The sequence below is a fragment of the Paracoccaceae bacterium genome (assembly GCA_019454225.1).
GTDB lineage: Bacteria > Pseudomonadota > Alphaproteobacteria > Rhodobacterales > Rhodobacteraceae.
The window spans coordinates 2402859-2418469 of record CP075370.1; the positions used below are offsets into that span (position 1 = coordinate 2402859).

The window sequence follows — 15611 nt, forward strand, 5'->3', positions numbered from 1 at the left end:
GGCCGGAATCGCGCCACTATCCACGGCATTGCCGGGTGGGTCCGGGGGCAGAGCCGCCGCCAAAACCCAGAAGCTCGACCGACAGGCCCCAGTCGGTGCGCGGCGTCACACTAGTCGAGGACGTGAACCGGCGCGAGAGGGAAAGATCGACCTTCAGGCATTCGTTGCGCCAGGCAAGGCCGATCCCCGCCGAGGCCGCGCGGTTGGCCTCGAAGTCATAACGCGTGGCCAGCCGGGTGGTCCATGCCTCGGTCACGTCATAGCGTGCATCGACCAGCAACTCGCTGACCGGCACGCTGCGCCCCTCGGTGGCGTCGGCGCGCATCCAGATATAGCTGGACGACAGCGCATAGCGGGGCCGGTCAAGGTCGATGCGCAACTCGCCCTTGGTCATGCCCGCGTCATCGTCGATCACCGCGCGGCCCGTCAGGCTCAACCCCGGGCGCGGATTGTAGCGCACGGCCGCCAGCCAGTCTGACCGCTGTCCGGCAAGGCCCGACGCGGCACTGAAGCCGTCTTCGTCATGGTCCCTCAGGATGCGCCCGAAGGCCAGCGACACGGTGGCACCCGAAGCCGAGATGCGCGAGAACGTCAGGCCCGCGTTCACCCTGCGCCCGCGCTCGACGCCATCGTTGCCGGGAAAGCGCCGCGTCGAGAACAGGTTGCCCTCGTCGAACTCGGCCAGCACGGAATCCTCATTCGGGATGGCGCGGAGACGGTCGGGCGACCACATCACCTGCACGACAGGCTCCAGCACCTGCATGGCGCCACCGGCTTCGGCGCGGACCAGCGGCCAGCGCAGTTCGAAACCCGCGCCACCCGACAGCCGGGTCTGCGTGCCGGCCACAAGATCATCCTGCCGGATGCCGTAGACATCCGCCGCCCCCTCGGCCAGCGCCGCGAATTGCAATCCGGGGCCGAAGGTCATTTCGCGCCGCCAGTTCAGGCGCAGCGTGGCACGCGCCATGTCGCGCCCGTCGCCGATCCCGTCGCCGTCGCTGTCGTTCGACAGGTCGGCGCTGCGATAGTGGCTGTGGGTCTGGAATGTCAGCGCGCCAGTGCCGCCCAGCACTGCGGGCCGGAAGCGCCGGGTGTAGGTGAAATCGCCCAGGATCGACGGCAGGCGCGAGTTCACGTCGCCTTCGCGGATGGACCGGAAATGCGTCAGGCGCGCCGAGATATATTCGTCTCGCCGGGTCCGGGTCAGATCGATCCGGCTGATCAGGCGGTCGCGGTCGGTGATGCCGTAGTCGATGAAATAGCCGGGGTCGGTGACCGCTTCGCCCCGCAGGGTCAGCCTGAACCCGTTCGCCAATGCAAATCCGCCGTCCAGGAACACATAGCCGCGTGTTTCGCCCGGCCGGATCCGGTCGCGCGAGAGCGCACCGCTGAACTCGATCGAGCCGCTGGCGAAGGCCTGCCGATAGCGCAGTCCCAGCGTGCGGCCCGCGTTGGTGGACAGGTAGGGCAAGAGCGTCAGGTCCCGATGATCGCCCAGCCGGATGAAATACGGAATCCGCAACCCCGTGCCGAGGTCCGACGATGACCGGAGTTCGGGGATCAGCACACCTGTCGCCCGTTTCAGCGTCGGGTCGGGCATCCGCAGGCGCGGGATCAGCGCCACCGGCATCCCCGCGATGCGCAGTTGCGCACGGTCGAAATAGATCTGCCGTTCGACCGTGTCATGGATCACGCGGCGGGCGCGGATTTCCCACAGCGGCGCGCCGTCCCCGGCGCAGACCCGGCAGGACGATGCGACGGTGCGGCCCAGCCGGGTATAGCGCCCGCCGATCCGCTGAACCTCGGACGCGGCAAGCTGCAACTGCCTGTTCAGGACAAGGCGGGCGGATGTCAGCACCCCCTCGGCAAGATCGGCCGACAGGTCGGCCGAGTCGGCCAGCAGGAACGTGCCGCTGTCGTCGGTCAGCACCAGCGGTCCCTCGATCGTCAGGCGGTCGGTCGAGCCGTTGTAGGTGATGCGCGTGGCGCGCAGGCGGCGGCCCTGGTGGAACACCTCGACGTTGCCCTCAGCGACCAGCACATCCTGCCCGGCAATCGCCAGCCGGTCCGCGACAAGGCTCGCCATGTCCTGCGCCGCAAGCGGCAGGGGCAGGAGCAGCAGCAGGATCGCCAGCAAGCGCCGCATCACCCATCCTCGAGGTGCAGAAGCAGTCCGAGCGCCGACAGCACCGCCGCCAGGGGGGGCGACCAAGCGGCCAGCGCCACGGGAATCTGCCCGTTCTCGCCCAGAACCTGCGCGAAATTGCGCAGGAAGAACAGCGCGAACCCGCCCAGGATCGCCAGCATCACCATCTGCCCGGTCCGGCCGAACCGGGCGTGCCGCATGGTGAAACCGGCGGCCAGCAGGACCATGCCGCATAGCAGCAGCGGCAGGGCCAGTTCCATCTGGAACCAGACGCGATGCGCCCGCGCGGTAAAGCCCGCCGCCTCGATCCGCTCGATGTATTCGGGAAGCTGCCAGATCGGAATGCCCGCCGGACTGCCGAAACTGTCACGGATGCGCTCGCGCGTCAGGTCCGAGGGCAGGGTCGCATCCGTCACGGTCTGCGCGCCGCGCTCCGGGTTGGTCGCCGTCAGATCCCAGGTCTTGGCCCCGGTCAGTTTCCAGGCCCCCGGCACCAGCAGCGCCTCGCTCGCCTCGACCCGCGCAAGCGGGGTGCCGTCAGGGCCAAAGGTCAGGAACGTGGCGGCGTAAAGCCGCGTGCCGTCCAGATCGGCCCGCCGCGCCTGGATCACCGTCTGGCCCTCGGCGCCGCCCTGCCGCAGCCAGAGACCCGAGGACGACACCGACAGGACGCTTTCCTGCCCGCGCGCATGGCGGGCATAAAGCGCCTCGTATTCCTTGGACAGCGCGGCGACGATCGGGTTCAGTACCGCAACGGCCAGGCTGCCGACGATCAGCGCCGCGATCACTGGGGCCAGCAGGAACCGCAGCCCCGACCGGCCAGCCGCCCGCACCACGACCAGTTCGGACGACCGCGCCAGCGCAAGGAAAAGCGCGATGGCCGACAGGATGAAGATCAGCGGAAGGATGCGATAGATCGTTGCCGGCACGTTCAGCGCCGACAGTGTGGCGATCTCGGTCATGCCCAGCCCCTGCGGCGCGAACCTGCGCAACTGGTCCACCATGTCGATCAGCATCATGATGCCGAAGAACACCAGGAACACCATCGCAAGGACCTTCAGGAACCGCCGCGCGATATAGAGGCTCAGCGTCATGCCCTTGCCTCCGCCGCACCGGCGGGCGGCCGCCGCACGCGGCGCGGCCGTTCCGACAGCCACAGCAACGCACAGCCCATGCCGATGCCCAGGACCGGCGCCGCATAGGCCAGCATCCAGGCGTCGGGGTTGCGCAGGCTGGCGCCGCTTGCCGCGTTGTTCACCATCTGCACCGCAATCAGCAGCACGATGGCGAACAGGATCTGCCGCCACAGGCCAAAGCGGCTGAACGCCCCCAGCATCAGCGCCGCAAATCCGATCAGCGCGGCGGCCGGGGCCAGGAACGGCTGCGCGATCCGGGCATGAACCTCGGCCCGCATCCGCGCCGCCGACTGCCCCGTCAGGGCCTGCATCTCCGGCGTCGCAGCGATCAGCACCGGTGTCGTCAACTCGTCAAGCGTCGGCGCGGCGCGTGTACCCGGCGTCAGCAGACCCGAAAGATCATAGGTCAGATCCGCGAAATGCGTCACCGACAGGCGCCCGCTGGCATTGGCCAGCTCCTGCGTCATGCCCTCGAACATGATCAGCATCGCACCGCTTTCGCCCCGCGCCAGCAGGGCGCGGCGGGCCGTATAGGTGATCCGGCTGCCGGGCGCGCGGTCGTCGGACAGGAAGATGTCACGCAGTTCGCCGGATGGGGCAATCTCGCGGATGTAGAAGGTCAGCCCGTCGGACGGGTGCATGAAGCGGCCATCCGAAAGCAGGCGTGCCGTGGCGTTGGCCTCGATCTCGGCCGAGCGTTCCGCCAGCATCGCCCGGCTCGCCGGCACTGCCAGATGCATGAGCAGCAGCATCATCACCGCCACCGTCGCACCGAACCACATGACCGGGCGCGCCAGCCGCCACGCCGAAAAGCCCGTCGCGCGCATCACCACCAGTTCGCCGTCCTGGCTCAGCCGGTTGGTCACATGCACGGCCGCCGCGAAGGCGGCCACCGGCAGCACCAGCCGCACCACGTTGGGCAGCGTCAGCAACGAGAACTCCAGGAAAACGCGGGCCGACTGGCCATCGCCGATCAGCCGGTCGAACAGGCCGACGGCGCGGTTGACCCAGTAGACCATCACAAGGATCAGGGCAAAGAAACCGAAAAGCGTCAGATACTGCGCTGTCAGATAGCGGTCGAATCTGGACACGGGGCCGGGGTTCCCTGCTGCTTTCGACCGACCCTAGACCAATCCGGCCGCCGCGAAAACGGGCATTCGGGGCAGGCGGGCGACGTTTGGCGCAAGCCTGCGCGCCGGGTCTGGTCAAGCCCCGGGCGGCGCACTAGCCTGCGCGTCATCCCAACAGACGGACCCTTTCGCCCATGTCGCATCCGATCCCGCTCCGCTTCGATCCTGTCGATCCCGCCGCCGTGCTGGCCTTTCCGGGTCGTGTCGCGCTGATCCTGCCTGCCGACGCCAAGGCTAGCGCGGGTGTGGCCAGGGGCATCGACCGCGCGATGCGCGGCGGGCTTGGGCGCTATCTGGGTTCCGATGCCTGGGCCAGGCTGGCACAGGGCGAGTCGGCCGATCTTGCCTGGCCCGGCGGGCTTGCGGCCGAGGCGCTGCAGGTGGTCAAGCTCGATCCGCGCGCCGCGCCCGACCTCGCCCGAAAGGCGGGCGGCGCCATCGGCGCCCGGATCGGAAAGGCCGGGGCGATCGTGCTGCCGGGTGCCACCCGCGCGGCCGCTGACCTGTCTTTCGGCCTGGTGCTGCGCGCCTATGATTTCGCCACGCACAAGACGGGCGAAACCGAGGCCAGGGGACCTGTCACCGTGATGGCGGCCAAGCCCGAGGCTCTGGCCGCCGAGGCCGCCCCGCTGGCCGCACTGGCCGAGGGTGTGTGCTTTACCCGTGACCTGGTGAACGAACCCGCCAACGTGCTGACAACCTACGATTTCGCCGCGCGCCTGGCGGCGATGCAGGAAATCGGGCTGGACGTCGAGATCCTCGACGAGGAGGATCTGACACGGTTGGGCATGCGTGCGCTTCTGGGCGTGGGGCAGGGGTCCGAAAGCCCGTCCAAGGTGGTCGTGATGCAGTGGCACGGCGGCGAGAAGGGCGCGGCACCCTTCGCCCTCGTGGGCAAGGGCGTGGTGTTCGACACCGGCGGCATCTCGATCAAGCCTGCGGGCGGCATGGAAGAAATGACGATGGACATGGGCGGCGCGGCTGTCGTGGCGGGCGTCATGCGCACGCTGGCGCTGCGCCGGGCCAAGGCCAATGTCGTGGGCCTTGTCGGTCTGGTCGAGAACATGCCCGACGGGCGCGCGCAGCGGCCGGGCGACATCGTGAAATCCATGAAGGGCGACACGATCGAGGTGATCAATACCGATGCCGAGGGGCGTTTGGTTCTGGCCGATGTGCTGTGGTATGCGCAGGAACGGTTCACGCCCACCGGCATCGTCGACCTTGCCACGCTGACCGGTGCGATCATCATCGCGCTGGGGTCCGAGAATGCCGGGGTGTTCGCCAATGACGACGCCCTCGCCGACGCCCTGCTGGCCGCCGCCCGCGCCGAGGGCGAGGGCGCCTGGCGCATGCCGATGGGCAAGGCCTATGACAAGAAGCTCAAGTCGCGGCTGGCCGACATGATGAACGTCGGCGGGCGCGAGGGCGGCGCGATCACCGCGGCGCAGTTCCTGGCCCGCTTCGTCAAGCCGGACACACCCTGGGTTCACCTCGATATCGCGGGGGTCACGCTGGCCAAGGCGGATACCGATCTGGCGCCCAAGGGGGCGACCGGCTGGGGGGTGATGACGCTGGACCGGCTGATCCGGACGAGGCTTGAAAAGGGCTAGGCCGGGGGATGCGGGGCCGTGGCTGCGATGTTCTACCACCTGACACGCTCAACCGCCGAGGCCACGGCGCGGTCCCTGCTGGCGCGGGCTGTCGGGCAGGGCTGGCCGGTGATGCTGCGCGGCACGGATGCCGCGCGGCTTGCCCGGCTGGACGACTGGCTGTGGACGGAAAGCGACGAGGGTTTCCTGCCGCACGGGCTTGAGGGCGGGCCGCATGACGCGCGGCAACCGGTGCTGATCGGACGAGGTGCGGCGGCGAACGGTGCGCGGGCCTTCCTGCTGGTCGATGGCGCGACGGTCAGCGAGGCCGAGGCGCGGGGGGCGGAGCGGCTGTGGCTCTTGTTCGACGGGCAGGACCCGGCCGCGGTGGAGGCGGCGCGGGGCGAATGGCGGCGGCTGACCGACTTGGGGCTGGCGGCGCAGTACTGGTCCGAGGAGTCCGGCCGCTGGGCGATGAAGATCGAGAAGGCCGCCGCGCAGGGCGCCCCCGGCTGATTTGACCCCGCACCCGCGCCTTTGACGGATGATTGACGCGCAAGGCTTCGGCGGCCATGGCACAGTTTCCCAGTGTTGAATTCCGGGGGAACTGCCATGGCGCTTGTGCTGTCACGCAAGGACTGGGTCGACCTGTTTCCGAAGGCGCCGGTTGCGGTGATCGATGCCTTCGTTGCCGGGGCAGGGTCGCTCGACGCGGCAGGCATCACCGGCAGCCGCACGCGCCTCGCCTATGCCCTGGCGAATGTCGAGCACGAATGCGGCGGCTTTGCGATCAAGGATCTGACCGAGAACATCGGCTATTCCGCCAAGCGGATGGCCGAGGTCTGGCCGAACCGCTTCGCCAATGCGGCCGCCGTGCAGGCCAGGTATGGAACCGCGAAGGGCTGGCAGAAGAAGGCTTTCGATGACATTTACGGTCGGCGCATGGGCAACCGTCCCGGCACCGATGACGGCTCGCGCTACATCGGCCGGGGCGGGCCGCAGATCACCGGGCGCGACGGCTATCGGCAGGTCGGCAGGCGGGCCGGCCTGGACCTGGTCGAGGCGCCTGAACTCGCGACGCTGCCGGTGCACCAACCAGCCATCCTGGCCGCCTTTGTCGCCTGGAAGGACCTGAACGCGCTGGCCGACGCGGGCGACTTCAAGGCCTATGTCCGCCGGTGGAACGGCGGCACCAACGGGCTGGCCGACCGTGTCGAGCGGATGAAAGGGAACGAGCCGATCATCAGGCGCCTCACCCTTGCGGTGGCGATGATGCCGATCCTCGACACCATCGCCGCATGAACGCCCGGCCCGGCGCGATCGGCCCTAGCGCGTCAGCACCATCCGGTTGCCCGCGATCTCGATGCGGTAGCGGCGCAGATAGTCCATGCCCAAGAGCGACCCCTCCATCTCGCCGTCCGTCACATAGGCGGCGATCCGGTCGTCGCGGAACGGGCCGAGCGTCACGTCGGCCAGCTGCACCCGCGCCGTGCGCACCGTGCCGTTGGCGGTGTTTGCGGTGCCGGTAAAGGCCAGGCCGTTGCGGTAGATGCCCAGTCGCGCGGCATCCGCCCGGCCCAGGACCACGTTGGTCGCGCCGGTGTCGACCAGGAAACGCACCGACGTTCCGGCGATGTCCAGCGTCAGGTGGAAATGCCCGTCGGCGCCGCGCGGCACCTCGATGCGGCCGCTGTCGCTGACCGACTGCACCGACAGGGCGGTGGACCGGATGTCCTGCCACAGGCCGTAGCCCGCGATCACGCCCAGGAAGATGAACCCCCAGGCCATCGCCGTGCGCAGGGCAAAGCCCAGACGCCCGCGATACTCCATCATCGCCCAGCCGCCCACCGCCGCCAGCAGCAGGACAAGATAGGCCAGCCGTCCGATCTCGGTGCCGTCCATGGCGTCTCCTTTCTGGCGATGTAGGGGGGCGGAGCGCGGCGCGCAACCGGAACGGTCAGCCGATCAGCCCGGTCTGCCGCACGCCGTCGATCACGAACTGCACCGACAGGGCGGCCAGGAGCATCCCCAGAAGCCGGGTGATCACGATGGTGCCGGTGCGGCCCAGCATCCGTTCCAGCGGCGGCGAGGCCAGCAGGAACAGGAAGGTCACGAGGATCATCCCGTAGGTCAGGCCCAGCACGGCGAAGGTGCCGCCCCAGCCCGGCCCGCCCTGGCCGATCAGGAGGATGATCGAGGCGATGGCCCCCGGCCCCGCGATCAGCGGGATGGCAAGGGGGAACACCGAGGGGTCGTGGTCGGGGTCCGACTTCTGCCCCTCGCGCCGCTGGGTGCGGCGTTCGAACAGCATGTCGAGGGCGGTGAGGAACAGGAGGATCCCCCCGGCGATCCGGAAGGTGGGCATCGAGATGCCGATGAAGCCCAGCACCGCCTCGCCCGCCAGTCCGAACACGGTCAAGAGGCCCGCCGCCACCAGGCAGCCCCGCAGCGCCATGGCGCGGCGCTGGTCGGGGGTCATGCCCTGGGTGAGGGCGATGAACAGCGGCACCAGACCCGGGGGGTCGATCACCACGAACATGGTGGCGAAGGCGGTGATCAGGAAGGCGCTGTCCATGGGGCAGGCTAGCCGGGGCGGGGGCGGGGGGGCAAGGGGGTGTTGGGTGGGGGCCGCAAGGGCTCTCCCGGGTCTGTCCGGAGGGGGCGTCCCACGGTGGGACATTTTTTGGAGTGTGTGATTTCAAGGGGTTAGGGTGGGGGTGTTAAGGGGTTGTTAGGGATTGGCGGGCGGTATGGGCGGCAAGCGGTCATTCGTTGCGGTTTGCGTGTACGGCAGCTCAGCGAAGCAAGCAGACGCAGCAAAGTCGTTGTATCGCCGCTTACCTCGAAAATGAACAAGCCGCTGCAGCCTTCGCTGATGTTCTATAACGCCTCGTCCTCAGCAGCATCTGGGTCTTCTTCGTACTCGGCCTTGAGTTGATCAATCAATTCCTCGGTGATCCATTGATAGCCCATCCGCGAAACGTGCCGATAGTGCCTTTCCTTGAATGAAGCGAGGGCAGACTTGAACTGCACCATGACAAGAACGGCGTCGCTGACCTGCGGCAGGTCATCGTCGTCTAGAGCCTCAAGATATTTTGCGTCTGGCTGACCTTCGAGCACGATCAACAGGTTTTCGAGAACGCGGTTCACGATTTTGACTTTGCCCGCACTCATAGATGCGTCGGGTTTTTTCTTTGAGAGCTCTTTCACTTCGTCGAGCAAGGAGGAGAATACGTCGTGACTCGCTTCATACTCAGAGACTTTAGCGTCTGTCGTGATATTCGGAAAATAGTAGTAGTCTTCAAATGCCATTACTTTCTCCCAATCTTCGTGGGCGGCCCAGAGCGGATATCGCTCGCCTGACCGTCAATCACATAGTACCAACTGCTAAAATTGACGATCACGTTGTCGGAACGGAATCGTTCTGCTTCCTCCATGTACTGAGAAATGACCATGGTCACGTCGCTCGTTGACGGCGCGTCGTCAGGATCGAACTGATCAAACTCCTCAAACGGCTTATACTTGTCACCAAGTACTTCGTTGCCCATCGCAAGCACACGGTTGATGAGCTTGAGCTTAAAAGGGTTCACCGCATCATTCGGGCTCTTTTTTGCAAGAGCCCCGATTTCTGCATAAAGCCCTTGCAGTTGTCCTACGAGTTTTTCAAGCCGTTCCACATCTTCCTTGCTGTCCATGATCTCTCCTATGGGCAAGCGCGCCGAAACTCGACGTATTTCTTGTTCAGAATGTCGAGCGGCGCACGTTGTTTACTGTCGAAGACCTCGACCATCTGTTCTAGGTCGGCGTCGGTCAAAGTGATAACTACCTTCCGCTGCCCAGCCCAAAGGCCGACTGTCCGCGTCATTTCGGCCTTCTTAAGCGGATTTCGTGTCACGAAGACCCCGAACTTGCCAAGCTCGTCTGTCAAGTAGCGGTTGATCTGGTCGATATGCGTTCGCTCAATCGCTGCCACGTTCTTCATCTCAAAGGTGATCTGTCGCGACCCGTAGTCGTCCATCAATTCTTGCAGAAGTGGCGTCGAGCGGGTGTTGTAGAAGATCAAGTCGCGGATGGACACTCCGTCGTCCGTTCGCGCCTGCTCCTGAGCAAAGTCAAGGTGCGGATAGAACAGTGACGGGAGTAGCCGTCCGACCAACCGTTCATACTTCGCATCTGCGCCGTTGGTTTTCCCTGTCGGCAGCTTCTTTATCTCGGCAAATACCCGCTTTGCCGAAGTGACGGGGATTTGTGAGAACAGTGGATCGTTCGCGCAATCGTCTGCTGTGCGTTCCTTTTGCTGGATATAGTGATCAATAACGCCGTAGTTTTGGCGATTATAGCTGAGAACCTTAACCCGCGTCAGTTCCTCGGGCTTGTGTGAAATCTCATCCTGCGGGCAGTGCTTTTCAAAGTACTCGTCGTAGCTAATCCACGGCGCAAACCGCAGCCACCGCTTTGGCACAAAGATAATCGGTGAGCCATTTCCAGGGTTCACAGGCAATGGTACGCCTACTTCCAGTTTAAACATGCCTGCGCGGGCGTCATAAACATGCTCGACGGTGCAGTACTGAGTTGGAACGCCGAGCTTTTGGCATTGTTCAATCGTGAAGTCGATTAAGAACGACTTGAGGAAGTTGCAGCCAATATCAGAAATGCGGTCCTTTGATATTCCCTCGATGAAGAACTGAATCTCCTCGAAATGTCTGAACCCGCTCTGTTGATAGCGCGGAATCGCCTTGAATAAGTCGATGATCTCGCGAGCCTTGTCTGCACCAATTCGCTTTCCCTTTCGGGTAAGAGACGTGCCCAAGCCGACTTCGTCGCACTCTGAGGCGATGTTCAACGTTTCAACCGCCTGCGCCTCTTTGCCCTTCGCGGCGAGAACGCCAAGATGATTGAAGGCGTTGATCAGGCCTGTGTGTAGCGCCTGATCCTGCTGAGAGGGCGACCGCCACAGCATGAAGGGGTCAAGGTATAGAGGAATGTCTTCGTCCAGAAACGGAATCGCGAAGTCGAGATCGACCTGTGCGGCGTGGATCCCATGATAATCTGTAAGACGAGGACGAATAAGCAACGATGCCGCCGTATGCTGGGGGAGGTTACTTTGCAGATACCAAATATTGCGTGTCGTTGGCAACTAAGGATTGTCGAGGCGTGATGTACGCGCGGTCGCTCTTCAGGGGGTTTCTCCACGTTTTCACGGTCCGCTTTCGGGCCAGGACCCGTCATTCATAGCGGCAGGCATGAAAGTTCGCTCAGGGCCGCAAGTGTCACCCCGCCGCCTCCAGCCTCCCCTGCGCGTCCAGCCACATCGCCTCGGCGCGGTCCAGCGCCTCCATGACCTCGGCATACTTGCGGTTCCAGGTTTCCAGCTCGCCCACCCGGCCATCCTCATAGAGCGCGGGGTCGGCCAGTTTCTTGGCCAGCTTGTCGCGCATGTCGTTCAGCTTGGTCAGCCGGTCCTCGCACTTGCGCACCTCGGCGCGCAGGGCCGCCACATCCTCCTTGCTGGTTTTCCTTTTGACCTCAACGGGTTTCGCGGCGATCTTCACCTCGTCGTCGCCGGCCAGCAACTGGCGGCGATAGGCGTCCAGGTCCTCGGTATAGGGGGTCACGGCGCCGCCCTTGACCAGCCACAGCCGGTCGGCCACCAGCCCCAAGAGGTGCATGTCGTGCGACACGAGGATGACGGCGCCGGAATAGGCGGTCAGCGCCTCGACCAGCGCCTCGCGGCTTTCCATGTCGAGGTGGTTGGTCGGCTCGTCGAGGATCAGGAGGTGCGGCGCGTCGATGGTGGCGAGAAGCAGCGAGAGCCGCGCCTTCTGCCCGCCCGACAGGCGCGCGACCACGGTATCGGCCTGGTCCGCCATCAGGCCGAAGCCCGCCAGGCGCGCGCGCAGGCGCGGCTGCCCCTCGGCCGGGCGCATCCGCATGACGTGCTGGAGCGGCGTCTCGTCGATGTGAAGCTCATCGACCTGGTGCTGCGCGAAATAGCCGATGCGCAGCTTGCCCGACCGGTGCATCCGCCCCTCGGCCGGGGCGAGTTTCCCGGCGAGCAGCTTGGACAGGGTCGACTTGCCCTCGCCGTTGCGGCCGAGGAGCGCGATGCGATCGTCCTGGTCGATGCGCAGCGACAGGCGTTTCAGGACCGGCGGCCCGCCATAGCCGACGGCGGCATTGTCGAGGTTGATGATCGGGGGGGCCAGTTCCTCGGGCGCGGGGAAGGTGAAGACGACCTTGCGCGCATCCTCGGGCGCGGTGATCGGCGTCATCTTCTCCAGCATCTTGACGCGGGACTGCGCCTGCACGGCCTTGGAGGCCTTGGCCTTGAACCGGTCGACGAAGGATTGCAGGTGGGCGCGGCGCAGTTCGTATTTCTTGGCCTCGGCCGCCTGCACGGCGCGGCGTTCGGCCATCTGGCGGGCGAACTGGTCATACGGGCCGGACCAGTAGGTCAGGCGGCGCGCGTCGAGATGCAGGATGCCGGTGACGGCGCGGTTCAGCAGGCCCCGGTCATGGCTGATGATGAGCACGGTATGGGGATAGCGCGCGAGATAGGATTCGAGCCAGAGCGCGCCCTCGAGATCGAGGTAGTTGGTGGGTTCGTCCAGCAGCAGGTAGTCGGGCTGGGCAAAGAGGACACCGGCCAGCGCCACCCGCATCCGCCAGCCGCCCGAGAAATCGGAACAGGGGCGGCGCTGGGCGTCGGTATCGAAGCCCAGGCCCTTGAGGATGGCGGAGGCGCGCGCCTCGGCCGACCAGGCGTCGATGTCGGCCAGCCGGGTCTGGATGGCGCCGATGCGGGCGGGATCGGTGGCGGTGTCGGCCTCGGCCAGCAGGGCGGCGCGTTCGGTGTCGGCGGCCAGCACGGTGTCGATCAGCGAGGTGGCGGAGGACGGCACCTCCTGCGCGACGCCGCCGATGCGGGCGCGGGCGGGAAGGGCGATCTCGCCGCCTTCCAGGGCAAGCTCGCCCCGGATCAGGCGGAACAGCGTGGTCTTGCCCGCACCGTTGCGGCCCACGAGGCCGACCTTGTGGCCGGAGGGAATGGTGGCCGAGGCGCCCTCGAACAGGGGGCGGCCCTCGACGGAATAGGTGATGTTCTCGATCCTGAGCATGGGCGGGGCTTGCCCGAAGGGCCGGGCGGCGTCAACGGTGGGCGTTCAGGCGCGGCGCGGCTGTTGCGCGGCGGTGCGCCGGGGCGCTAGGCTGGCCGGAACAGGGCGGAGGAAGGCGATGCGGCGGGTTCTGGCGGGGGTTCTGGCGCTTGCGCCGGTGGCGGCGGCGGCGCAGGACGCGGTGCAGTTCCAGTCGCCCACGGGCAACATCCATTGCTACATGTTCGCGGGGGACGGCGACTGGTGGGGCGCGCGCTGCGACATCCTGGAGGCGACGCGCAGCTTTCCCCAGGCGCCCGCCGATTGCGACCTGGACTGGGGGCATGCCTTCGAGGTGCCGTCGCGCGGGCGGGCAGCGCCGGTCTGCGCGGGCGACACGGTGGCGATGCCCGGTTCGCCGGTGCTGGGATACGGGCAATCGGTCAGCCTGGGCGGGGTGCTCTGCACTTCGGAACGCAGCGGGATGACCTGCCAGAACCGCGAGGGCCGGGGATTCACGCTGAGCCGGGCGCGGCAGGCGGTGTTCTGAGGCGGCTTTAACCTGTCACACAGCCGTGCTAGCAGGCCCCGGCAATCGCGGGCGGCCCGATCCGCCCCCTTTACCGGAGACGACCATGGCCATCGAGCGCACCCTGTCGATCATCAAGCCCGACGCGACCCGCCGCAACCTGACCGGCAAGATCAATGCCAAGTTCGAGGAAGCGGGCCTGCGCATCGTCGCGCAGAAGCGCATCCACCTGAGCCTCGCCCAGGCGCAGAAGTTCTATGAGGTTCACAAGGACCGTCCGTTCTTCGGCGAACTGACCGAGTTCATGGCCTCCGAACCGGTGGTCGTGCAGGTGCTGGAAGGTGAGGGCGCCATTGCCAAGAACCGCGAAGTGATGGGCGCCACCAACCCCGCCAACGCCGCCGACGGCACGATCCGCAAGGAATTCGCCCTGTCGGTGGGCGAGAATTCGGTGCACGGCTCGGACGCCCCGGAGACTGCGGCGGTCGAGATCGCCTATTTCTTCTCGGGTCTCGAACTGGTCGGCTGACGCTGCGGGGCTGGGCGCCGGCCGGCGCCCAGCCCGTTGCGCCCTGCGGGGCGCGTGCCCCCGGGCCAATCAGCCGCGGAACAGGCGGGAATCCCAGGCGACGGGCTGGTGCAGGCCGGTTTCGATGCGCCGGAATTCCGGGTGGTCGGGGTTGATCAGGATGTTGCGTTCGACCCGTGCCACGATGCTGGGCACCAGCAGGATGGCGCTGCGCCCCTCGGCCCGCCAGGTGCAGCCGTAGGCGCGCGCGGTGGCGCAATCGGGTGCCGCCCAGTCGGGATGGGTGGCTTCGGGAAACACCTCGTATGACAGGCCATAGGGCAGGGTGATCGCGATCCAGTGCTGGCGCGGCGGCATGACGCCGCCCGAATGCGCGAGGATTTCCAGCATGGCCGTGGCGAAATGCTCGCTGGCATAGATCACGGGGTGGTCGGTATCGTGCCAGCGTCCGGCGACAAGGGCGGCGCCCCCCGGATCGAAGATCGGAAAGCGGCCCTGCGCATCCCCGATCCGGCAGGCCGCGAGCGTCCGGTCCAGCCGCTGGGCCGTCATGCAGGGATGGCGTAGCGCAGGCGTGCCAGAATCTCGCGCACCGCGTCGGCGCCGAATTCGCTGGTGATGGCGAGATCGAGCGGGCGCTGATCCTCGAGCATCATGTGGGGCCGCGTCAGGAAGTGGCGCGCATCGCCGGGGTCCTGCCAGAGGTCGAGCGCATCGTCCCAGAGCCGGGCGAGGCGGGCAACGACCGCCCCTTCGGCCGGGGTCAGCCGCCCGCCCTTGCGGCGTGCCCAGGTCGCCTTGGGAACGATCCGGTACTTGAAGGCCGCATCACCGGGCGCCAGCACCGCCGCGAGGGATTCGAGCATCCCGGCGGGCAGCCCATCCTCGATCCGGCGGATCATGGCGAGCGCGCCGTTTCCGGCGAGATCAGCGTGGGCGAGGGCGGTCATGGCGGGCCTCTGCGGCGGCGGGATCGGATGAGACCAGATATAGTCTCATCCGGCCCGCTCCGCAAGTTCGGGCCCGTCAGACCTCGGCCACGAGGCCCGCAGCCTCGATCCCGACGGCGGCGGCGGCGGCGTCATTCTCGGACGTGTCGCCGGTGACACCGACGGCGCCCACCACATTGCCCTTGGCATCGCGCACCAGGACGCCGCCCATCACCGGCACGAAGCGGCCTTCGTACAGCCCGTTCATCGCCTGCACGAAATAGGGCTGGCTTTCGGCGCGGGCGTTGATCGCCTTGCCGCCGAGGCCCAGCATCAGGCAGCCATAGGCCTTGCCGCGCGCCAGGTCGAACCGGCCCGGCGCGCTGCCGTCCTCGCGCTCGAAGGCGATCGGGTGGCCGCCGGCGTCGAGCACGGCGACCGCCAGCGGTTTCAGGTTCATCTCGCGCCCCTTGGCCAGCGTAGCCTTGAGGATGGTGCGCGCCTTGCGGATCGTGATCGTCATTCG

General features: G+C 66.7%; 17 protein-coding genes. 5 read left to right on the forward strand and 12 right to left on the reverse strand.

The genetic code is table 11. The annotated features are described in order from the left end of the window. Positions 1–16 precede the first annotated feature (16 nt). From KF887_11405 to lptF, 3 genes are read right to left on the reverse strand one after another with little or no spacing between them, the layout of a single operon-like run. Positions 17–2146: an LPS-assembly protein LptD gene (locus tag KF887_11405; GenBank protein QYK40063.1), complete on the reverse strand. Its 2130-nt coding sequence runs from the start codon at positions 2144–2146 to the stop codon at positions 17–19. Further along, positions 2146–3240, reverse strand: a complete 1095-nt coding sequence (gene lptG / locus KF887_11410) for an LPS export ABC transporter permease LptG (protein QYK40064.1) — start codon at positions 3238–3240, stop codon at positions 2146–2148. Before lptG ends, KF887_11405 begins: the two co-directional genes overlap by 1 nt. After that, a complete protein-coding gene (gene lptF, locus KF887_11415) occupies positions 3237–4373 on the reverse strand; it encodes an LPS export ABC transporter permease LptF (GenBank protein QYK40065.1) in 1137 nt (378 codons plus the stop codon). Before lptF ends, lptG begins: the two co-directional genes overlap by 4 nt. Positions 4374–4546: 173 nt before the next feature. Between lptF and KF887_11420 the strand changes: the two genes are divergently transcribed. The 3 genes from KF887_11420 to KF887_11430 all read left to right on the forward strand — a co-directional run bounded on the left by KF887_11420 (position 4547) and on the right by KF887_11430 (position 7303). Then, positions 4547–6022, forward strand: a complete 1476-nt coding sequence (locus KF887_11420) for a leucyl aminopeptidase (GenBank protein ID QYK40066.1) — start codon at positions 4547–4549, stop codon at positions 6020–6022. Positions 6023–6049: 27 nt separating this feature from the next. Then, a complete protein-coding gene (locus KF887_11425) occupies positions 6050–6517 on the forward strand; it encodes a DNA polymerase III subunit chi (GenBank protein ID QYK43540.1) in 468 nt (155 codons plus the stop codon). A 96-nt stretch (positions 6518–6613) separates the two neighbouring features. Next, entirely contained in the window at positions 6614–7303 is a 690-nt protein-coding gene (locus KF887_11430; protein QYK40067.1) for a hypothetical protein, read from the forward strand. Between the two features lie 24 nt (positions 7304–7327). Here the strand turns inward: KF887_11430 and KF887_11435 are convergent, their stop codons facing one another. The 6 genes from KF887_11435 to KF887_11460 form a co-directional block, all read right to left on the reverse strand. After that, complete coding sequence (locus tag KF887_11435) at positions 7328–7903, reverse strand: retroviral-like aspartic protease family protein (protein QYK40068.1); 576 nt, start codon at positions 7901–7903, stop codon at positions 7328–7330. A gap of 55 nt (positions 7904–7958) precedes the next feature. Next, on the reverse strand, positions 7959–8576 hold the full coding sequence (locus KF887_11440) for a MarC family protein (protein ID QYK40069.1): 618 nt from the start codon (positions 8574–8576) through the stop codon (positions 7959–7961). A 305-nt stretch (positions 8577–8881) separates the two neighbouring features. Continuing rightward, on the reverse strand, positions 8882–9175 hold the full coding sequence (locus KF887_11445) for a hypothetical protein (protein QYK43541.1): 294 nt from the start codon (positions 9173–9175) through the stop codon (positions 8882–8884). 137 nt (positions 9176–9312) lie between these two features. Continuing rightward, positions 9313–9696, reverse strand: coding sequence for a hypothetical protein (locus tag KF887_11450; protein ID QYK40070.1), 384 nt, complete (start codon positions 9694–9696; stop codon positions 9313–9315). Positions 9697–9704: 8 nt separating this feature from the next. Beyond that, entirely contained in the window at positions 9705–10961 is a 1257-nt protein-coding gene (locus KF887_11455) for a hypothetical protein (protein QYK43542.1), read from the reverse strand. Between the two features lie 310 nt (positions 10962–11271). After that, positions 11272–13119: an ABC-F family ATP-binding cassette domain-containing protein gene (locus KF887_11460; protein QYK40071.1), complete on the reverse strand. Its 1848-nt coding sequence runs from the start codon at positions 13117–13119 to the stop codon at positions 11272–11274. A gap of 118 nt (positions 13120–13237) precedes the next feature. Here KF887_11460 and KF887_11465 point away from each other — a divergent pair, with 118 nt between their 5' ends. Continuing rightward, complete coding sequence (locus KF887_11465; GenBank protein ID QYK40072.1) at positions 13238–13648, forward strand: hypothetical protein; 411 nt, start codon at positions 13238–13240, stop codon at positions 13646–13648. An 85-nt stretch (positions 13649–13733) separates the two neighbouring features. After that, a complete protein-coding gene (gene ndk / locus KF887_11470; protein QYK40073.1) occupies positions 13734–14156 on the forward strand; it encodes a nucleoside-diphosphate kinase in 423 nt (140 codons plus the stop codon). Positions 14157–14225: 69 nt separating this feature from the next. Here ndk and KF887_11475 read toward each other — a convergent pair whose 3' ends face one another. From KF887_11475 to KF887_11485, 3 genes are all read right to left on the reverse strand, one after another. Beyond that, complete coding sequence (locus KF887_11475) at positions 14226–14708, reverse strand: RES domain-containing protein (GenBank protein QYK40074.1); 483 nt, start codon at positions 14706–14708, stop codon at positions 14226–14228. Continuing rightward, positions 14705–15106 (reverse strand): DUF2384 domain-containing protein, encoded by a 402-nt coding sequence (locus tag KF887_11480; protein QYK40075.1) that lies wholly within the window; start codon positions 15104–15106, stop codon positions 14705–14707. The genes KF887_11475 and KF887_11480 overlap by 4 nt, the downstream gene beginning before the upstream one ends. 76 nt (positions 15107–15182) lie before the next feature. After that, a complete protein-coding gene (locus KF887_11485) occupies positions 15183–15608 on the reverse strand; it encodes a heme-binding protein (protein ID QYK40076.1) in 426 nt (141 codons plus the stop codon). Positions 15609–15611 lie beyond the last annotated feature (3 nt).